This is a genomic window from Microbulbifer mixtoriginis (SeqCode) (assembly GCF_052467515.1).
The window spans coordinates 795,804-816,232 of the sequence record NZ_CP174314.1; the positions used below are offsets into that span (position 1 = coordinate 795,804).

The 20,429-nt window shown below is 54.2% G+C and carries 19 protein-coding genes; 17 read left to right on the top strand and 2 right to left on the bottom strand.

The window, feature by feature from the left end:
• Positions 1-704: 704 nt before the first annotated feature.
• The gene (locus ACJJIT_RS03330; RefSeq protein ID WP_444889544.1) at positions 705-1,967 is read right to left on the bottom strand and encodes a 6-phosphofructokinase; all 1,263 of its coding nucleotides are present in this window, start codon (positions 1,965-1,967) and stop codon (positions 705-707) included.
• A gap of 280 nt (positions 1,968-2,247) precedes the next feature.
• On the opposite strand from ACJJIT_RS03330, the gene mpl reads away from it, so the two are divergent.
• From mpl to ACJJIT_RS03350, 4 genes are all read left to right on the top strand, one after another.
• Positions 2,248-3,636, top strand: a complete 1,389-nt coding sequence (mpl, locus tag ACJJIT_RS03335) for a UDP-N-acetylmuramate:L-alanyl-gamma-D-glutamyl-meso-diaminopimelate ligase (protein WP_444899976.1) — start codon at positions 2,248-2,250, stop codon at positions 3,634-3,636.
• A gap of 29 nt (positions 3,637-3,665) precedes the next feature.
• Positions 3,666-4,292 (top strand): flavin prenyltransferase UbiX, encoded by a 627-nt coding sequence (locus ACJJIT_RS03340; protein ID WP_435583650.1) that lies wholly within the window; start codon positions 3,666-3,668, stop codon positions 4,290-4,292.
• A 21-nt stretch (positions 4,293-4,313) separates the two neighbouring features.
• Entirely contained in the window at positions 4,314-4,589 is a 276-nt protein-coding gene (locus ACJJIT_RS03345) for a SelT/SelW/SelH family protein (protein WP_286036977.1), read from the top strand.
• A gap of 118 nt (positions 4,590-4,707) precedes the next feature.
• Positions 4,708-7,284, top strand: a complete 2,577-nt coding sequence (locus ACJJIT_RS03350) for an efflux RND transporter permease subunit (protein WP_444899977.1) — start codon at positions 4,708-4,710, stop codon at positions 7,282-7,284.
• A gap of 77 nt (positions 7,285-7,361) precedes the next feature.
• On the opposite strand, the gene ACJJIT_RS03355 is transcribed toward ACJJIT_RS03350, so the two are convergent.
• Complete coding sequence (locus ACJJIT_RS03355) at positions 7,362-7,643, bottom strand: peptidylprolyl isomerase (RefSeq protein WP_252083127.1); 282 nt, start codon at positions 7,641-7,643, stop codon at positions 7,362-7,364.
• Positions 7,644-7,838: 195 nt separating this feature from the next.
• Between ACJJIT_RS03355 and ACJJIT_RS03360 the strand changes: the two genes are divergently transcribed.
• The 13 genes from ACJJIT_RS03360 to lipA all read left to right on the top strand — a co-directional run bounded on the left by ACJJIT_RS03360 (position 7,839) and on the right by lipA (position 20,230).
• Entirely contained in the window at positions 7,839-8,414 is a 576-nt protein-coding gene (locus ACJJIT_RS03360; protein WP_444887053.1) for an LON peptidase substrate-binding domain-containing protein, read from the top strand.
• Positions 8,415-8,502: 88 nt separating this feature from the next.
• Entirely contained in the window at positions 8,503-9,786 is a 1,284-nt protein-coding gene (locus ACJJIT_RS03365) for a glutamate-5-semialdehyde dehydrogenase (protein ID WP_444899978.1), read from the top strand.
• A complete protein-coding gene (gene nadD / locus ACJJIT_RS03370; protein ID WP_444899979.1) occupies positions 9,764-10,507 on the top strand; it encodes a nicotinate-nucleotide adenylyltransferase in 744 nt (247 codons plus the stop codon). The genes ACJJIT_RS03365 and nadD overlap by 23 nt, the downstream gene beginning before the upstream one ends.
• Positions 10,507-10,884: a ribosome silencing factor gene (gene rsfS, locus ACJJIT_RS03375; RefSeq protein ID WP_444899980.1), complete on the top strand. Its 378-nt coding sequence runs from the start codon at positions 10,507-10,509 to the stop codon at positions 10,882-10,884. The genes nadD and rsfS overlap by 1 nt, the downstream gene beginning before the upstream one ends.
• 4 nt (positions 10,885-10,888) lie before the next feature.
• Positions 10,889-11,365: a 23S rRNA (pseudouridine(1915)-N(3))-methyltransferase RlmH gene (gene rlmH / locus ACJJIT_RS03380; RefSeq protein ID WP_444883939.1), complete on the top strand. Its 477-nt coding sequence runs from the start codon at positions 10,889-10,891 to the stop codon at positions 11,363-11,365.
• Between the two features lie 122 nt (positions 11,366-11,487).
• Entirely contained in the window at positions 11,488-13,380 is a 1,893-nt protein-coding gene (gene mrdA / locus ACJJIT_RS03385) for a penicillin-binding protein 2 (RefSeq protein ID WP_444899981.1), read from the top strand.
• On the top strand, positions 13,373-14,518 hold the full coding sequence (gene rodA, locus ACJJIT_RS03390) for a rod shape-determining protein RodA (RefSeq protein WP_444883940.1): 1,146 nt from the start codon (positions 13,373-13,375) through the stop codon (positions 14,516-14,518). Before mrdA ends, rodA begins: the two co-directional genes overlap by 8 nt.
• Positions 14,519-14,561: 43 nt before the next feature.
• Positions 14,562-15,572, top strand: a complete 1,011-nt coding sequence (mltB, locus tag ACJJIT_RS03395; protein WP_252083121.1) for a lytic murein transglycosylase B — start codon at positions 14,562-14,564, stop codon at positions 15,570-15,572.
• A 148-nt stretch (positions 15,573-15,720) separates the two neighbouring features.
• Positions 15,721-16,587, top strand: a complete 867-nt coding sequence (locus tag ACJJIT_RS03400; protein ID WP_444889549.1) for a septal ring lytic transglycosylase RlpA family protein — start codon at positions 15,721-15,723, stop codon at positions 16,585-16,587.
• 362 nt (positions 16,588-16,949) lie between these two features.
• Positions 16,950-18,095 (top strand): D-alanyl-D-alanine carboxypeptidase family protein, encoded by a 1,146-nt coding sequence (locus ACJJIT_RS03405; RefSeq protein ID WP_252083120.1) that lies wholly within the window; start codon positions 16,950-16,952, stop codon positions 18,093-18,095.
• A gap of 176 nt (positions 18,096-18,271) precedes the next feature.
• Positions 18,272-18,553 (top strand): HP0495 family protein, encoded by a 282-nt coding sequence (locus tag ACJJIT_RS03410; protein ID WP_444889550.1) that lies wholly within the window; start codon positions 18,272-18,274, stop codon positions 18,551-18,553.
• The gene (gene lipB, locus ACJJIT_RS03415) at positions 18,553-19,254 is read left to right on the top strand and encodes a lipoyl(octanoyl) transferase LipB (protein WP_444899982.1); all 702 of its coding nucleotides are present in this window, start codon (positions 18,553-18,555) and stop codon (positions 19,252-19,254) included. The genes ACJJIT_RS03410 and lipB overlap by 1 nt, the downstream gene beginning before the upstream one ends.
• The gene (gene lipA / locus ACJJIT_RS03420; RefSeq protein ID WP_444883942.1) at positions 19,247-20,230 is read left to right on the top strand and encodes a lipoyl synthase; all 984 of its coding nucleotides are present in this window, start codon (positions 19,247-19,249) and stop codon (positions 20,228-20,230) included. The genes lipB and lipA overlap by 8 nt, the downstream gene beginning before the upstream one ends.
• Positions 20,231-20,429 lie beyond the last annotated feature (199 nt).

Here is a 20,429-nt window from a genome sequence, read left to right on the forward strand (position 1 = left end):
TTAACCGGTTATCTTTGGCGCCTGATTATGCAGTTTGAATCTATAGGAATTCAAATATTACTTTCTATAATTTTTATTTTTTGACAAAAATTTTTTTAATTGGCAGGCTTCTATAGATTATGTTTTCGAGAGTTGAAAATTTTGCACTTTGGTGCCACTTGCTATTTGGATGTTTTTTTAAGAATTCTGTACCAAAAGGAAAGGTGTATTTTTGTAATTTTCAGGATTTTTGATTTTATTTTTGTTTGGTGGATGAGCTGGAGGGGCGATTTCTGCGGTTGTGGCTGATTTTTTTGAGTGGGTTGTGTCTACATGCTAGGGCCTGATTGAGATGAGAGTAAATATAAAGTTACCACAAAGAAAAGAGTATCTTGTTAGATATTTTCAGTGGTATTTTTGGAGGGTTTAGGATGATGGTTTTTTCTGGCTTTAGTGGCAGGTTGGAGTTGTCAATAAGATATTTTGGATTTTAAAATGAGAATAAAAGGGGGGATCTGGTGGTATTTCAGCTCCAGGCAGTCAGAGTTGAAGATAGTAAGAGTTATATCAGGAACAGGCGTTTCATTTGGCTAAATTGTATAGTAATGATTTTTTATTTTGATTGGGTGTAGAGTAGCAATAACAAGCGCTTAAACAATATTCAATAAAAAAGCCCCCGGTTTTATTTGGGGGCTTTTTTAAATCTGGATGAAAGAGTTTTAAGATTACACCTTAAACTCTGTATCCAGTTTCTTTTCCACCAGCTGCTTTTTTAATTTTGCATACTGGGGTACGCCGTTTTTGTAGGGGGGGTAGTCCTCGCCCTGAATTAACGGTAACAGGTACTCGCGTCCCGCCTCGGTAATGCCGAAGCCGTCTTCGCTAATATATTCTTTCGGCATAAATTTTTCGACGTTGGCCACTTCAGACAGCGGTGCTTCTGCGATAGACCAGCTGTACTCTTCACCTTCCGCACGAATAATTGCCGGCATAATCGCATTCTTGCCGGCTGCCGCCATTTCCACGGCGGCGCGACCGACTGCGTAGGCCTGCTCCACATCGGTGGCGGAGGCGATATGGCGGGCGGCGCGTTGCAGGTAGTCGGCCAGTGCCCAGTGGTATTTCAGGCCCAGTTCGCTTTTGATCATATTGGCGAGGGTCGGTGCCACACCGCCCAGCTGCTTGTGACCAAAGGCATCGGTAGTACCGGCATCGGCGAGGAAGGTGCCGTCTTCGTACTGGGCGCCCTCGGAGGCGACGATTACGCAGTAGCCTTTCTCGTCCACGGTCTTCTGCACCTTGGCCAAGAACTTCTCTTTATCGAAGGCCACTTCCGGGAACAGGATGATGTGCGGTGCATCCCCTTCCTCTTCCTGGGCCAGGGCGCCGGCGGCGGCAATCCAACCTGCGTGACGACCCATCACTTCGAGGATAAAGACCTTGGTGGAAGTAGCGCACATGGAGGCTACGTCCATGGCCGCTTCCTTGGTGGAAACCGCAACGTATTTGGCTACGGAGCCGAAGCCGGGGCAGTTGTCGGTTAGCGGCAGATCGTTGTCGACCGTTTTGGGAATATGGATGGCCTGAATTGGGTAACCCATGGTCTCAGACAGTTGCGAGACTTTCAGGCAGGTGTCAGCGGAGTCGCCGCCGCCGTTATAGAAGAAGTAGCCGATGTCGTGAGCCTTGAATACTTCGATCAGGCGCTCGTACTCTGCGCGATTCTCTTCCAGGCTCTTCAGCTTGTAGCGGCAGGAGCCAAAGGCGCCGGAGGGAGTGTGACGCAGTGCGGCGATGTCTTCCACACTTTCCTGGCTCACGTCGATCAGTTCCTCACGCAGTGCGCCGAGGATGCCGTTCAGCCCCGCATAGACTTTACCAATTTTGTCCTGGTTTTCACGGGCAGCTTCTATTACGCCGCAGGCGGAGGCATTGATTACGGCAGTCACACCACCGGACTGCGCGTAAAAGGCGTTCTTCTTCGACATGGTTATCCTGTTTTCATAGAGATCTTGGGAAGTGACCCGATCCGGTTGTCCGCCGGACGCTCTTCGGCGGCGCCAGTGGGGAACTCCGGGAGCTCGTATCGGGTGTCGGCCGTAGCTGGAAAATTCCTACCACCCTACCGGGGGTGAGGCCGATCTGTGCGGGGGCGGAGTCTAATGGAATAGCGAGTAAATTGCATGGCAAACGGGGCATTTGGCAATTACTGGCCTGTTTTGCCGTGGTAAGCTTGCGCCGCAACCCCCAGGAGTACAGATTTTCGCCATGCATATCCATATTCTCGGTATTTGCGGCACCTTTATGGGCAGCCTAGCCCAATTAGCGGTGGCCGAAGGACACCGGGTCACCGGTAGCGATGCCAATGTTTACCCCCCCATGAGCACTCAACTACAGCAGGCGGGTATTCAGATCACCGAGGGCTATGACCCGGCTCAGTTGGAGCCGGCCCCAGACCTGGTCATTATCGGCAATGCCATGTCCCGCGGTAATCCCGCCGTAGAAGCGGTACTTGAACAGGGGCTGGCCTATACCTCCGGTGCCCAGTGGCTCTGTGACCATTTCCTCGGTGGGCGCTGGGTACTGGCAGTAGCGGGCACTCACGGCAAGACCACAACTGCCAGCATGTTGGCCTGGATTCTGGAAGCGGCGGATATGCAGCCGGGCTTCCTGATCGGCGGTGTGCCAGGCAACTTTGGAGTGTCGGCGCGTTTAGGGGAGTCCCCTTTCTTTGTGGTGGAGGCAGATGAATACGACACCGCCTTCTTCGATAAGCGCTCTAAATTTGTGCATTACCGCCCACGCACAGTGATTATCAACAACCTGGAGTTCGATCACGCCGATATCTTCGACGATTTGGCGGCGATCCAGCGGCAGTTTCATCATCTAGTTCGCACGGTGCCTGGCAACGGCCTGATTGTCAGCGCTGCAGAAGATAATGTAGAGCAGGTATTGCAGCAGGGTTGCTGGAGTGAAGTGCAGCGCTTCGCCACTGAGGATCAGCCGGGGATCAGTGCGGGCGACTGGCGAGCGGTGGGTATCGCCGCGGATGGCAGCAGCTTCAGTGTGCTGTTCGAGGGTGCCGAAGTGGCGCGTGTGGAGTGGGATCTCACCGGCATGCACAATGTGCGCAATGGTCTCGCCGCTATGGCTGCAGCCCGTCATGTGGGTGTGGTACCTGAGCTAAGCGCTACCGCACTCGGACGTTTTCAGGGCGTAAAGCGCCGTATGGAATGCCTGGGCGAAGTGGCTGGTATCCGCGTTTACGATGATTTTGCCCACCACCCGACTGCGATTGAATCCACACTCAGTGGCCTCAGGGCCAAGGTGGGTAAGGACAAGATCATCGCCTTGATTGAACCCCGTTCCAACACCATGCGTATGGGCGTGCATCAGGGCCAGTTAGCCAGTGCCTGTAGCGGTGCGGATATGGTGTTGTGGTATCAGCCCCAAGGGATGAATTGGTCTCTGAATGAAGTTACTCACCACTCTCCGGTGCCGGCCAAGATTTTTGACACTATCGAGAATGGTGTGGAATCGGCACTACAGCTCGCCGGCGAGGGCAGTCATATCGTGGTGATGAGTAACGGCGGCTTCGGTGGTATCCATCAGCGTTTGATTGGAGCCCTGGAGCAAAAATATAACTATTCGACCTGAATAGAGTCAGCACTTTAGTGATCGGGGAGGTGATCTTGCAGCAAGCCACATTTAATAAAACCGTTACCCTGGCCATGACTGGGGCTTCCGGGGCCCAATACGGCCTGCGTTTGTTGCAGTGCCTGCTCGCTTCTGGCGTGCGCGTCTGGCTGTTGATGTCTGAGGCTGCCCAGGTAGTGATCAATACAGAGACCGACCTGCAACTGCCGGAGGGCGACGATGACACACTGCAGGCTTTTCTCGCCGATCGCTTCGGCGCCCAAGAGGGCCAGTTGAAATTGTTTGGCAAGCGCGACTGGTTTTCGCCGGTGGCATCCGGCACTGGAGCGTCGGCCAGCATGGTGATCTGCCCGGCCAGCGGTGGCACTTTGTCGGCCGTTGCCTGTGGAGCTTCCAACAATCTGATTGAGCGCGCTGCGGATGTGGCGTTGAAGGAGCGCCGCCAATTGATTTTGGTTCCGCGCGAGGCGCCTTACTCGGAGATTCACCTGGAAAATATGCTCAAACTCACCCGCATGGGCGCGATGATTCTGCCGGCCAGCCCAGGTTTTTATCAGAAGCCGCGTACGGTCGAAGACATAGTCGATTTTGTGGTGGCGAGACTGCTCGACCAATTGGGCGTGGAACAAAAGTTGTTGCCGGCTTGGGGTGAGTAGGTCACAGGGAGATAAAAAATAGTGAAAGCGAGCATAACCATCCACTACTGTGTGCAGTGCAATTGGATGTTGCGGGCTACCTGGATGGCCCAGGAGTTGCTTCACACTTTTGCGGATGACTTACAACAGGTTGCATTACAACCCGGAACTGGAGGAGTATTCGAAATCCGCATTGGTGAAAATTTGATCTGGGAGCGCAAGCGCGATGGCGGTTTCCCCGGAGCAAAGGAACTCAAGCGGCGCGTGCGGGACCTATTGTTTCCCGAGCGCGATCTGGGACATATCGATACTCCCTGAAAATATTTCCAATAGCGCCGTGTAAACGCAAATTTTGTATTTGCACCAGCACTGCCGGGGCGATCAAAATATGCGCCGTACTGCGGCCCACTGATTTATTGGATAGAAGCAAAAACCTATGCTGTCAGCTTTCAAGAACTCGTATGAATACCTGGTAACCAAACGGCCACTGGCTGTGTTGGTAGTTATCGGCCTGCTCACCCTGCTGGCAGCGATGGGCTTGCCCCGCTTCAAGATCGATGCCTCGGCGGACTCCCTCACCCTGGAGGCCGATGAGTCCCTGGATTATTTTCGTGAGATCGCCGAGCGCTACGCTAGCGGGGACTTCCTGGTGGTCACCTATCGCTACGAGGATGGCGACCTGTTTAGCGATAAATCTCTACAAGCTCTGGCCAAGTTACGCGATGAGTTGGCCGGAGTAGATGGCGTTTCCAGTGTACAGACCATCCTCGATGTCCCTTTGCTGTACAGCCCCAAGCTGTCTTTAACCGATATCACCGATGAGATTCGCACCCTGTCCCAGCCAGATACTGATCGAGACCTGGCCCGACAGGAGTTTCTCTCCAGCCCTATTTACCGCGAATTGATTCTGAGCCCGGATGGCCAGACCACCGCACTGCTCGCCAATCTGACGCTGGATAGCCACGGTATAGAATTGGTACGCGAGCGCGATGCCCTGCGCCGCAAGCGCAATAGTGAGGGCCTGAGCCCGGAGGAGGCTGCGCGCTTGGAAGAGGTGAGTGCCGTCTATTTGGAGCACCGCACTGCTCAGGAGTTGGAAGCGCGGGCGCGAGTTGATGAGGTGCGGGGGATTCTCGCCGGTTACAAAGGCGAGGCAGAGTTGTTCCTCGGCGGTGTGACCATGATCACTTCGGACATGATCACTTTTATCAAAAGTGATCTGGTAGTGTTTGGTGTGGGCATCCTCCTCTTCATTATTCTCACCCTGTTGCTGATCTTCCGTCAGCCCCGTTGGGTGCTGTTACCGCTGCTCACCTGTGTCACCACCGCAGTGATGATCCTGGGTCTGCTCAGCTGGCTCGACTGGCGCATGACTGTGATTTCCGCAAACTTTGTCGCGCTGCTGCTAATTATTACCCTGGCGATCACCATCCACCTGGCGGTGCGTTACCGCGAATATATTGCGCAAAACCCCGACTGGAGCCGTGAAACACTGGTGCTGCAGACAGTGCGGTTTATGGCCAAGCCCTGTCTGTACACGGCCCTGACCACTATCGTTGCGTTTGTATCGCTGGTGGTGAGTGGTATTCGCCCGGTTATCGACTTTGGTTGGATGATGACGATGGGGGTAACTCTAGCCCTGATGTTGTCCTTCCTGATTATCCCCAGTTTTCTGATGATCCTGCCCAAGCGCCAGGGCAAAGTGAGTGCGGATAATTCCCATGCATTTACCCTGCGTTTCTCTAGCTTTGCCGAGCGCCATAAGTTTGTGGTGTTAGGGGTGTCCCTGGCCGCTGCGGTGATCAGTGTGGCGGGAATGCTGCAGCTTAAAGTGGAAAACCGCTTTATCGATTACTTCGATGATTCCACCGAAATTTACCAGGGTATGCTCGTGATTGACCGCCGCCTGGGTGGCACTGTGACCCTGGATATTATCCTCGACAAGCCTGTGGAAGAGGAGCCTGCCTTCGAAGGTGAAGAGGATCCTTTTGCCATGGAAGAGGAGGAAGATCCGTTTGCGGTAGAGGAAGATCCTTTTTCCTCAGATGACCCTTTTGGCGGAGAAGAGGAGTCTCAGGAACAGAGTTATTGGTTTACCGTAGCTGGTCTCAATACCTTGGAACAGTTGCACGATTACCTGGAAGAACAGCCAGAGATCGGCAAGGTGCAGTCCCTCGCCACTCTGTACAAAGTGGCTCGTGACCTGAAAGGTGGCCAGCTCAATGACTTTGAGTTGGCGGTGGCCAATACCAGCCTGCCGCCGGAAATTCGCGGCGTATTGGTAGATCCCTATCTCTCGGTTGAGAACAATCAGGCCCGCATTACCCTGCGGGTGATGGAGACTGATCCGAATCTGCGCCGTGGCGAATTGATCGAGCGCATTTACGATTACGCGCATAATGAAATGGGTATAGCACCGGAAAACATCCACCAGACAGGACTGCTGGTGCTCTACAACAATATGCTGCAGAGCTTGTTTAAGTCCCAAATCCTGACCCTGGGGGCGGTATTTGTGGGCATCCTGTTAATGTTCCTGGTGTTGTTCCGTTCTCTGTCGATTGCCATTATCGCGCTAGTACCGAATATGCTGGCGGCCTGTGTGGTACTCGGTGGTATGGGGCTCGCCGGCATTCCATTGGATATGATGACCATCACCATTGCGGCGATTACCGTGGGTATTGGGGTGGATCACGCGATTCACTATCTGTACCGCTTCCGCGCCGAGTTTGCCAAAGACGGCAATTACCTGGCCACCATGCATCGCAGCCATGCAACTATCGGTCGCGCCATGTTCTACACGGCAATCACCATTATTGCCGGCTTCTCGATCCTGGCGCTGTCCAAGTTTGTGCCTTCTATTTACTTTGGCCTCTTGACCGCCTCGGCGATGTCCGCAGCACTGCTGGGCTCACTGACTTTGTTGCCATTGTTATTGGTGATATTCAAGCCTCTGGGTGCCGGTTCTGTAGATAGAAGTGAGGTGGAAATTCCAGAGGGTGCAGCCAAGGCCTGAGGGAATATTTTTTAGAGCTAGCAATAAAAAGCCGGGCAATTGCCCGGCTTTTTATTAGCAGATTAATTCGCGGAGAATTAATCCTGGCGGCTGGTGATTTCCAGAAGGTGGTAACCAAACTGAGTTTTTACCGGGCCGTGTACCTTGTTCAGTTCCTCAGAGAAAACGACCTTGTCGAACTCCGGCACCATCATACCCTTGCTGAACTCACCCAGGTCACCGCCGGAACGGCCGGAAGGGCATTGGGAGAACTGCTCCGCGATTTTGCCGAAATCGGCGCCATTTTCGATCTGATCTTTCAGTTCCAGGCACTTGTCTTCGGTCTGTACCAGGATATGGCGGGCTGTTGCTTTAGGCATGAATAGTCTCCATTCGTTAATAAACCGCAGCAGCTTAATGGCTGTGGGTCGTGCTTGCCACCGACAATTACCGGGATTCCGTGGAATATTGCACTCAAACAATTGGATTGGCGCTTAAAGGCCTCGCCAGTAATCTCGGTGATCCTATTGGCAGTGTTATCTTTAGTACTTCAACCCACCCAACGAGAGAGCATTTTGCAACAGATCCCCCTTTTTCCCCTGAGCGTGCCCCTCTACCCAGGTGTTGCGCTACCTCTACGTATCTTTGAACAGCGTTATCTGCATTTGGTTAGCGAATCTCTGAAAAATGAGAGCGGCTTTGGTGTTGTTTTGATTCGCTCTGGCGGCGAGGTGGGCAACGCCTCAGTTTGGCCCCTTGGGGTCTATGTGCATATTGTCGATTGGAGTCAGGGGGAGGAGGGCTTGCTGCATGTGCAGGTAGTAGGGCGGCGGCGCTTCCGCATCAGTCACACCGAGCGGGCTGAAGACGGCCTGTTACTGGGGGATGTTGAGTGGTTGCCGGATAATGCCCCCCGGCCGATACCTGCAGATTGCGATGGCCTAATGGCAGTGCTGGAAGAGTTAAAGGAGCGTGCCAAGGATCTTTCACTCAAGTTCGATAATGTCGACTCCGCCGATGCCCTGTCCTGGCAACTGGCCCAGTTGTTACCCCTTGAGGATAAAGCGAGAGTGGATTTGCTGGCCCTGGAAGACCCCTTGGCCCGTCTCGCCAATATTGCTGAGAACCTGGATCGTTGGAGTAGGGAGTAACCCAACAGCAGGAATCCATTTATGCCGTTTAAACCCCCGGCTGCTGGGGTATACTGCGCGGCCGACCGGATTTCGCACGGAGAGCCAAGTGACCACGATAGCCAGCACTGATCAGCAATCTACCCGCGACAAACTCGAACAGATGGGGCGAGCCGCTCGAGAAGCTTCTCGCACAATGGCGCGCGCAGATACTGAGGTCAAGAACCGTGCCCTTGCAGCAATTGCTGCCGAGTTGGAAGCCAATCGGATCGAACTGGCCAAGGCCAATGCGGCTGATATGCAGGCCGGACGCGAGCGCGGTCTGGATGCGGCACTGCTCGACCGATTGGAACTCAATGATGAGCGCATCGACGGTATGATCGAGGGGCTGATACAGGTGGCCGATCTACCGGACCCGGTGGGGGAAATTGAGGATTTGTGCTATCGCCCCAGCGGAATTCAGGTGGGCAAGATGCGTGTGCCCTTGGGAGTAGTGGGCATTATTTACGAGTCCCGTCCTAATGTGACTATCGATGCGGCCAGTCTCTGCCTGAAATCCGGTAATGCGACTATTTTACGTGGCGGTAGTGAGGCGTTGCAGTCCAACCGGGCTATCGCCGCCTGCATCAGTGCAGGGCTGCGCGAGGCCGGCTTGCCGCAAACGGCAGTACAGGTAGTGGATACTAGCGACCGCGCTGCAGTGGGCGCCCTGATCACCATGCCCGATTATGTGGATGTCATAGTGCCACGTGGTGGCACCGGCTTGATCGAAAGAGTCAGCCGCGAGGCCAGTGTGCCGGTGATCAAACACCTGCACGGCGTTTGTCACGTCTATATCGATGACCTGGCTGACGAACAGAAGGCTTTTGAGATCGCCTTGAATGCCAAGACCCACCGCTACGGCGTTTGTAACGCTATGGAAACGCTGTTGGTGGCCGAGGCAATTGCTGGGAAAACTCTGCCGCGGCTGGCCGAGGCCTATGCGCTGAAGGGCGTAGAATTGCGCGGGTGTGAACGCAGCAGAGAGATATTGCCACAGATTAACGTAGCCAGTGACAGCGATTGGAGTGAGGAATACCTTGCGCCTATTCTCGCTATCCGCGTCGTGGCGGATATGGATGGCGCAATGGATCATATTGCCCGCTATGGCTCAGGCCACACTGAGGCTATTGTGACTCAGGATTACAGTCGCAGTCGTCGCTTCCTTGCCGAGGTGGATGCCAGCTCGGTGATTGTTAATGCCTCCACGCGCTTTGCCGACGGGTTTGAATACGGCCTGGGGGCGGAAATCGGTATCAGTACTGATAAAATCCACGCCCGTGGACCGGTGGGGCTCGAAGGGCTCACCTCGCAAAAGTGGATTGTGCTCGGTGACGGGCATATCCGCCGATAGTTTTTCGGGCCCGGCAGCCAGTAAAGAGGTAATTTTGGCAACTAAGCGGCAGACCATCGCCTTATTCGGCGGCACTTTCGACCCGGTGCACTTCGGCCATCTGCGCATGGCGCTAGAGCTGCGCCAGGCCCTAGGTTTCGATGAAATGCGTCTGCTACCCAGCCATCAGCCTCGCCATCGTCAGAGTCCGGGAGTTTCCTCACGCCAGCGCAGTGAAATGTTGGCGCTGGCATTGGCGGGTTGTGATGAATTGCAGCTGGATGAGCGGGAACTGCAGCGCGGTGGCGACACTTATACGGTAGATACCCTCGAAGCGCTGCGTGAGGAATTGGGGCCACAAGTGTCCATCAGTTTCTGTATGGGTACTGACTCCTTGTTGACCTTGCATCGCTGGCATCGTTGGCAACGCCTGTTGGAGCTGGCTCACCTGGTCGTTGTGACCAGACCCGGCTGGCACTTGCCGGAAGCGAGCGCAGCCACTGGCAATGCCGAGCTAGCGAAATTGCTGCAGCAGCATCGCGGCACCGTGGCCGATTTACATGAATATGCCTCAGGTCGCCTGGTCTTGCGCGAGCAAACCCTGCTGCCAATTTCCGCTACACAGATTCGCCAGTTGCTGGCCAGCGGCCAGTCTCCGCGTTTCTTACTGCCAGCAACGGTGTTGCAATATATTGAAGACCATCAACTCTACACAGAATCGGTTGCCACTGGTGACCCGTAATGAATCAAGGTGTTATGACAAATATTAAAGATATCGCGCTAAATGCTCTGGAAGGTCTGAAAGGCAAAGACATTGTCGCTCTGGATGTTTCCGAATTCTCTGATGTGATGGATAACCTGGTGATCTGCACCGGTACCTCCAGCCGCCAGGTAAAATCGCTGGCGGAAAATGTGGTGGACGAACTCAAGAAAGAGGGGGTGCGCCCGATTGGTGTTGAGGGCAAAGAGCAGGGCGAGTGGGTACTGGTGGATTATGGGGATCTGGTAGTGCATGTAATGCTCGCGGATGTGCGCAGTTTCTACGATTTGGAAAAACTCTGGTCTATGACCCCGAATACCCGCGATGAGGCGGATGGCAGCGATCCCCACCAGGGTTGATTAAGTGAAGATTCGCATCCTCGCCGCCGGAGGCAAAATGCCGGCATGGGTCCAGGAGGGTTATGCCGAATACGCCAAGCGTCTGCCCCGTGAAATTGCTCTGGAAATGGTGGAGATTCCCCTGGGGCAGCGGGGCCAGAAAAGCTCTGCGGCACTGATTGATAAAGCGCGCAAGAAAGAGGGCGAGGCCATGCTCGCCGCCCTCGGCCCACGCGATCATGTGGTGGCGCTGGATGTTAAGGGCAAGCCTTGGAGTACAGAGCAATTGTCCGACCAGCTGCGCGACTGGCAGCTGCTGGGGGAAAATGTCAGCCTGTTGATTGGCGGCCCAGACGGGCTTTCGCAGGACTGCCTGAGTCGGGCGCGCCAGCGCTGGTCTCTGTCACCTTTGACCCTGCCGCACCCTCTGGTACGTGTGGTTTTGGCCGAGCAAATTTATCGCGCCTGGACCCTGCTTGCCGGCCACCCTTATCACAAATAAGACATTTGCGACCAAGTGCGGAGAGATTTGCCAACTGGAATTCTCTCTCCGTGCGTTCGCTGTGGTAATGTAGTCCGAATTAGATTTTTCCCGCGCCAGTCATAATCGTTTAAAAAACGCCAATGCCCCACGATCATCACCTCAAGGACCCCCACACGGAACAGCGACTGTTTCGCAACCGTGTGTTGGTGGCCATTGTCGGTGTCATCGCGTTGCTGGGGGTTTTGATTGCGCGTTTTTATAACTTACAGGTGGTCAATTATGATGACTACCGCACCCAATCCGATGAGAATCGTATTCAGGTACGCCCCGTCGCTCCAACCCGCGGGCTGATTTACGATCGCAACGGTATTTTGCTAGCGGATAACCGCGCCAGTTATAACCTCTCTATTGTGCGTGAACGGGTGAAAGACCTGGATGCAACCCTCGAATTGGTCGGCCATCTGGTTCGCCTGGATGACGGTGATGTGGCCAAGTTTCGCAAGCGTTTGCGCCGCCGCCGTCCATTCGAACCGGTGCCCCTCAGATTTCGTCTGAGCGAGGAGGAAATTGCTCGGATTAGTGTCAACCAGTTCGGTATGCCCGGTGTCTCCGTGGAGGCCGAGCTGGTGCGTTACTACGCCCTGGGAGACCTTTTTGCCCACAGTGTTGGTTATGTGGGGCGTATTAGTGATCGCGACCTGAGTAATTTCACCAAAGAGGACGTGCGCCTATATCGCGGTACCCGCAGTATCGGCAAGGTGGGGCTGGAGCGCTCCTATGAGAAAACCCTGCTCGGCGAAGTGGGTTATGAAAATGTGGAGATCAATGCACGCGGGCGTGTATTGAGAGTGTTGGAACGCGAGGACCCCAAGCCCGGTGCTGATCTGACCCTGCACCTAGATGCCCACTTGCAACAGGTAGCCTCGGATGCCCTGGGCGATCGCCGCGGTGCAGTTGTCGCCATTGATGTGAACACCGGGGGAGTACTGGCTTTCGTCAGCAAACCCTCCTTCGATCCCAACCTGTTTGTAACCGGAATCAGCTTTGCCGATTACCGCGCCCTTAGTGACTCCCTCGATGTGCCGCTGTTTAACCGCGCGGTACAAGGCCAATACCCACCGGGTTCGACCCTGAAGCCGCTGATGGGGTTAGGGGGGCTAGAGGCTGGACTGATCACCCGTGAAACCAAAATTAAGGATCCGGGATTCTATAAGCTGCCAAATGATCCGCGTCTATACCGTGACCACGTGCGCTGGGGCCATGGAGAAAAAGTGGATCTGATTCAGGCTATGGCGCAGAGCTGTGACGTCTATTTCTGGGATATGGCCCACCGCTGGGATATTGATGGCATGCACGATATGGCCGCTCACTTCGGCCTGGGTTCCAAGACTGGTATTGATCTGCCTATGGAACGCTCTGGCCTCTTCCCCTCGCGGGACTGGAAGCGCGGTGCGCGGGGTATGCCCTGGTTCCCTGGAGATAGTCTGAACGCCGTGCTGGGGCAGGGATTTGTCCTGGCGACGCCACTACAGCTGGCGGTGATGACCGCTACCATTGCCAATCGCGGTACCCACTACCGTCCGCAAATGGTGAAAACCATCAACGGGGTCGAACAGCCGGCGGAAATTCTGCATAACCTGGAGGCGCACCCAGATAATTGGGACCTGGTGTTCGAGGGGATGGAAGCGGTGGTCAATCGAAGCTATGGCACGGGTAAGCGCGCGGGTAAAGACCTGAACTTCCGTGTTGCCGGAAAATCCGGCACCGCCCAGGTGGTGGGTATAGCCCAGGGCGCCCGTTACGATTCAGAGGCCTTGCAGGAGCGCCACCGCGATCACGCCCTGTTTGTCGCCTTTGCTCCTGTGGATAAACCACGTATTGCTGTGGCGGTCTTGGTCGAGAATGGTGAAGCCGGTGGTGGTGTGGCGGCACCGGTGGCGCGGGAATTATTTGCCGAGTGGGTGCCACGACCAGACACCCAAGAGAATACGGCGCAGGAAACCAGATTGAGCAAAGGGGTGGATAATGGCTAGCCGCGATTTTTCCCACCGGCTGTCCGATGCTCACGGCAGTCTTCGAAAGCCCGTGAGTCTGGCGAGGCGCTTACACATTGATGTGCCGCTGCTGGTGCTTTTATTGGTGCTTGCCTCCGTGGGGCTGGGGGTGCTCTATAGTGCTTCTGGCGGCGATATGAACTATGTGAGGCGCCAGTCTATATTTATGTGCCTGGCGTTCACCGGCATGTTTATTGTCGCGCAGATTCCGTTGGATTTTTATCGGCGTTGGTCCCCCTGGGCCTATCTGGGTGGCTGTGCCCTGTTGGTGGGGGTGTTACTCTTTGGCACCGGTGCCAAGGGTGCCCAACGTTGGTTGGAGATTGCCGGCTTCCGCTTTCAGCCTTCAGAGGTGATGAAGTTGGGAGTACCGATGATGGTGGCGGCTTTCCTGCACCAGCGCGCCCAGCCCCCATCCCTTGTGACTGTTATCGGGGCCCTGGCTATCGTGGCGGTTCCAGCCGCTTTAATCGTGCGCCAGCCAGATTTAGGGACCTCTATCCTGATCGCCGCTTCCGGCCTGTTCGCGCTGTATTTGGCTGGGTTGAGCTGGAAGATGATCGGAGCGGCGGCCATGGGCTTGCTGGTTTCCGCTTGGCCAATCTGGCAGTGGGGGCTCAGGGACTACCAGCGCCAGCGTATCCTGACACTTCTGAATCCTCACGATGATCGCTTTGGTGCTGGCTGGAACATTTTCAATTCCAAAGCCGCCATAGGTTCCGGGGGTGTGTATGGCAAAGGCTATTTGCAGGGCACCCAATCGCAGCTGGACTTTCTGCCGGAGAGCCATACCGACTTTATTATCGCGGTGTTGGCTGAGGAATGGGGGATGCGCGGTGTCCTATTACTGCTTTTACTCTATGTGCTGGTGATCGCCCGCGGCATCTATATTAGCTTTATGGCGCAACATCTATTTGGGCGCCTGCTGGCGGGGAGTATTACCCTCACTTTTTTTGTCTATGTGTTTGTAAACATTGGTATGGTTACGGGATTGTTGCCAGTGGTGGGGGTACCCTTGCCAATAATCAGTTACGGTGGAACCTCACTGATTACCTTAATGGCGGGATTCGGTATTCTCATGGCCGTAGGGACCGAGCGGCGCAGGGTACATTTTTGATGAACCAGCGGCGCAAATCAAAAACTGGATGTAGAGACGCGAGATGAAGACAGGAGCGGTGGTTTTGAAGTGGACCTCGGGACTATTGGTTGGTATGGGGCTAGCGCTGGCAGCTTGTGCGCAGGAGCCCGGCCACGGCGATAATGCCGACGCGCAAAAGTTCGTGGAATATATGGTGCAAGAGCATCAATTTGACCGCAACGAAATGCAGGAACTGATGCGCAATGCCAAGCGCAAGGACTCTATCCTCAAGGCGATCAAGCGTCCCGCAGAAAAAGCCAAGCCCTGGTATCAATACAAAAAGCTATTTTTAACTCCGCAAAGCATTGCCGGCGGTGTGGATTTTTGGGATAAGAATGCTGAGGCCCTGGCGGAAGCTGAGAAAAAGTATGGTGTCCCAGCTGAGGTTATTGTCGCGATCATCGGGGTTGAAACCCGCTACGGTGGCAATATGGGAGGCTACCGGGTACTGGATGCACTCTCCACCCTAGCCTTCAATTACCCGCGCCGATCTGAGTTCTTTACTAAGGAGTTGGAAAACTACCTGCTTTTAACCCGTGATCAAGGTATGGATCCTCTCGCGCTGAAGGGCTCCTATGCCGGTGCCATGGGTTACGGCCAGTTTATGCCTTCAAGCTACCGTGCCTATGCGGTGGATTTCAGTGAAGATGGCAAGGTGGACATCTGGACCAATACAACCGATGCGATCGGCAGTGTGGCTAACTATCTGGCCAGACACGGCTGGAAGCCCGGCGAGCCAACGACTGTATTAGCCAACCCGCGCCCCAATGCAGATATGACCATCGTCAACGATACCCTACAGCCCGAGTGGACAGTGGGTGAGCTGGCGGAAAAAGGTTTTAATGCTACCAGCCAGGTGGCACCCGAAATGCCCGCGATTGTTTTCTCGCTGCAGACTGAGCAGGGCAAGCAGTACTGGTTAGGCCTGAATAACTTCTCCACTATTACGACTTACAACCGCAGCCGCCTCTACGCCATGGCAGTGAATGAACTTGCCCAGGAGATTGTTAAAGCGCGCGGCGGAAAGAGCTGAGTTGGAGATAAATAATTCCTGAGAATAATTGCCAAAGCCGGGAACTAATGGTGATGGTGGTAATCAATAATTTTCTGTTTTACTGAGCAGTTATAGATAACAGCGGCTTGGAGACGGCAGCCTGGGGTTGCCGCGCGCCGGGGGGATTATGTTTCAGCGCAATATACGGCGAGTGTTCCTACTCGCCGCTTTGTTTTTGGTCGCTTGTGGCGGCCCGCAAATTAAGCCGAATAAGCAGGGCGAGCAGGACTTCGATAGCCTTAAGGATAGCGGCCCAGCCAAACCGGTAAATATGCTCGCTACGCCGGAGCCCACACCCGTGCGGGAACCAATCGGACCGGCGGGCAATAAAAGCCCTTATAAAGTCAAAGGTGTAACCTATCACGTACGCCCTGCGGTTAAGGGCTACAAAGAGCAGGGTAAGGCCTCCTGGTATGGCACCAAATTCCATGGACGGCGCACTGCCAATGGCGAAATTTATAATATGTATGCCATGTCCGCCGCGCACAAAACCCTACCGCTACCCAGTTATGCCAAGGTAACCAACCTGGATAATGGGCGCAGTATTATTGTGCGCATTAACGACCGCGGCCCCTTTGTTCATGGCAGAATTATCGACCTGAGTTATACAGCAGCGCAAAAGTTGGACTATGTGAATCAGGGTGTTGCCCGTGTTGAGGTAGAAGCGCTGGACCCAAATACCCTGCCACCGGTGACGGAAACCCTATTGGCTGGCGATGTAACTGGCGGCCTGCCCCAGGATGCCAGTATCCGCCTGCCGGAAAATACCTTCCTGCAAGTGGGAGCCTATAGCAGCCCAGCCCAGGCCGAGAAAATTCGGGCTCGCTTGGCTGCAGCAATTGACTATCCTGTTTCTGTCAGTCCGGTTGAGCGCAGTGGCAAGCAATTTTATCGGGTGCGCATAGGCCCAATCTCCCAACAGCGGGCCCTGGCCAATGCACGGGAAACTGTGCAGAAGAACCAGCTGGGAGAGCCCCAGGTTGTGTATGAGTAAAACCCATCGGTAAAAGTGCGGCCCGAACGGTGAATACTCCAGTTTGTGGAGAAAGGTCACGGTTACCGGAGAACCGTAAAATCCTGACGATATTCTTTTCTCGAAATTGCTGAAAAACCCGTCATCAGCTGTGCCGGCAGCATAGGGGGGATAGCTAGTCGTCAGTGATCACCAATGGAATTGACGGTCATAGGAACGACCGTTCACAAAATACTGCGCAATGGCGTGAATTTTCTTGTATTTTGTCTTTATTACTGGCTCACGGCGTAAGGTGACAAGCCTTCGCTGTGAATTAATCGCTTAAAATAAGTAATAGGTTAACAGCCAGCCAACGAACACGAGGATTAACGAGACTCTCACCTATGATCACACGGATTATCGCCTGCTCTTTTCTGTTGCTTTGTGCGGGCCTAGCCCAGGCGCAATCACTTATTCCAGCGCCGCCCCAACTGGCGGCTACCTCTTACTTGCTTGTGGATGCCAATACCGGTCAGGTACTGGTGGAGCACGAGGCTGATAAGGAGGTTCCTCCTGCCAGCCTTACAAAAATGATGACGGCCTACATTGTTTCGGAAGAGATGATCAAAGGCAGCATCAAAGAAGATGACAAGGTACGTATCTCTGAGAAAGCCTGGCGCAAGGGCGGCTCTAAGATGTTCGTTAAGGTTGGCGACCAGGTACCGATTATGGACCTGATGCGCGGCGTTATTATCCAGTCTGGTAATGACGCCAGTATTGCCCTAGCTGAGCATGTTTCAGGTAGTGAGGAGGTATTTGCTGAAGTGATGAACCAGCAAGCCGAGCTGCTGGGGATGGAGAACACCAATTTTGTCAATGCTACCGGCTGGCCGGCTGAGGGGCATGTGACCACCGCCCGGGATTTGGGGGTTCTCGCACGTGCTCTGATTGCAAACCACCCGGAGCACTACGACATCTACTCCGAGAAGTATTTCAGTTATTCCGGTATCAACCAGCCCAATCGCAATCGCCTATTGTGGCGTGATTCCGCAGTAGACGGCATTAAAACAGGCCATACCGAAGAGGCTGGCTACTGTTTGGTGGCTTCTGCCATGAAGCGCGGTATGCGCCTGATTGCCATCGTGGTAGGCACCGATAGCGATGAAAAACGCGCTTCAGAGACCCAGAAGCTACTGGCTTATGGTTTCCGCTACTACCAGACCCACAAAGTATATGGGCAGGGCGAAGTACTGCAGACCGAGCGTGTCTGGGGTGGTAAAGAACCCAGTGTTGGCATAGCGGTTGAGAAGGATATTTTTGTAACTATCCCACGCGGTGGCGAAGAGGGTATCAAGGCCGACTTGATTGTGGATGGAGAGCTGGAAGCTCCCGTCGAGAAGGGTCAGTCTGTTGGTAAAGTTGTTGTGACTCTCGATGGCGAAACTGTCGCGGATGTTAAAGCGGTCGCCGCAGAAGAAGTAGACCGAGCCGGTTTCTTCAAGCGCATGTGGGATTCTATCAAGCGCTTTGTTATGGGCTTCTTCAATTAAATTTGCTCAGTTTTGACCAGCCAGGGGTGGCAATTTTGCCTCCCTGGCTGGCTCGCCCGGTTCCCTGGCCAGTTCCTCTGTCATTCCCTGTCCACTGCCCTGCGCTCACTGTATAATCGCCGCCCGGCTGCACCTAAGCTTTTCTTAATGTCCAAAGGCCGGTCCCGGAGAGTGGTATGAGTCAAGATCCCAATCAGAAACCCCCGAAGATTGAATTCCCTTGCGAAGACTATATGGTCAAAGTGGTACGCGATGCCAATGAGGACGCGCATCAGTTCGTTCTGGAAGTTATGCGTCGCCATGCCCCCGGTTTAGATGAGGAGCGCATTACTCTGCGGGATAGTAGCAGTGGGAAGTTTACCTCCATGACCTTCTTTATCCTCGCTACAGGTGAGGACCAGCTCAAGGCCCTCTTTGAGGAGTTGAAAGTACATCCTGCGGTTCATATGGTGCTTTGATGACCATTGTCCGCAACCTAGCCCGGCGGGACTACGAGATCGTCTGGCGTGCCATGTCCCGATATACCGATCTTCGTGATGAAAGTAGCGCAGATGAAATTTGGTGTGTGGAGCATCAACCGGTATTTACCCAGGGGCAGGCGGGCAAGGCAGAGCATCTGTTGAATACCGGTGATATCCCAGTGGTGCAGGTGGACCGTGGTGGCCAGGTGACCTATCACGGCCCCGGCCAGCTTGTGGTTTATCCATTGCTGGATTTACGTCGCGCCCAAATCGGTGTGCGCGATCTGGTGACGGCCTTGGAAAAGGCTACGGTAGCAATGCTGGCAACCTTGGGTATTGTGGCTGCGCCTCGTGCTGATGCACCAGGGGTCTACCTGACGGAAGGGCCTCGCAGTGGCAATAAAATTGCTTCCATCGGCCTGCGTGTGCGCCGCGGCTGCAGCTTCCACGGTATTGCCATCAATATCGATATGGATCTGGCCCCTTTCCTCCGAATTAACCCCTGTGGATATGCCGGCATGCAAATGGTGCAGATGGCCGAGTTATTGCCACAGGCACCCTCCTGGGAACAGGTGGCGGAAATTTTTGTGCGCGAATTACTGCGTACCTTGGAGCTGCCCTCGGCCAAGTGGCAGCCACTAGAAGAACATGTATTGGCGCAACTGAGCGCGGAACAGCAGGAATTGAGTAATGGCTGACAAACCCGATCTGGTGCCGGTTAAGCGCACCCGCCGCCTTCAGCAGGGGGAAAAACTGCGTGATGGTGACAAAGTAGAGCGTATCCCGGTCAAGGTGATCGCCAGTGATACCGTGCTGCGCAAGCCCGACTGGATCCGGGTGAAAGTGCCAGCCTCAAAAGAAGTGGATCGCATCAAGAGTATCCTGCGTTCACAAAAACTCTCCACCGTATGTGAAGAAGCCAGCTGTCCGAACCTGGGCGAGTGCTTTAGTGGCGGTACTGCCACTTTCATGATCATGGGGGAAATCTGTACCCGCCGCTGCCCCTTCTGCGATGTTGGCCACGGTAAGCCCAACCCTCTTGACCCGGAAGAGCCCAAGAATCTGGCGGAGGCCATTGCCGCTATGAGTCTGCGTTATGTGGTTATTACCTCGGTGGATAGGGATGACCTGCGCGATGGGGGTGCCCAGCATTTTGCCGAGTGTATCCGCGAAGCTCGCGAGCTCTCCCCGAACCTGCAAGTGGAAATCCTTACCCCCGACTTCCGCGGGCGCATGGATATTGCACTGGATATCCTTGAAAAGCAGGCACCGGATGTATTCAACCATAACCTGGAAACCGTACCGCGCCTTTATCGTGAGTCCCGTCCGGGTGCCAATTACAAGTGGTCCCTAAAGCTGCTGCAAGAGTACAAAAAGCGTCGCCCGGATGTACTAACCAAGTCTGGTTTGATGGTGGGCCTGGGTGAGGAAAAGGAAGAAATTTTCCAGGTAATGGACGATATGCGCGAGCATGATATCGATATGCTCACAATCGGTCAGTACCTGCAGCCGAGTAAAGAGCACCTGCCCGTGCAGCGCTATGTACATCCGGATGAGTTTGAGGAATATCGTCGTTATGCAGAACAAATCGGCTTTAAGCATGCCGCTTGTGGTCCGCTGGTGCGTTCTTCATACCATGCAGATAAGCAGGCTCATGGTGAGACAGTAAGCTAAAAATAAGGAAATAAAAGAGGGGAGAGTTGGATGAGCTTTCCTCTTTTTTAAGATACTTTAATTATAACTTTTATCTTCCTCATCCTTTATCCTCTCAACTCTGTTGCGCATAAAGTTCTTCGCAGCAGTGAGTTATTCAAAATAACCTTTAATTTAGTAAATGTTTTTCACTGGTTGAGTGTTTCTAGCGAAGCTTTAG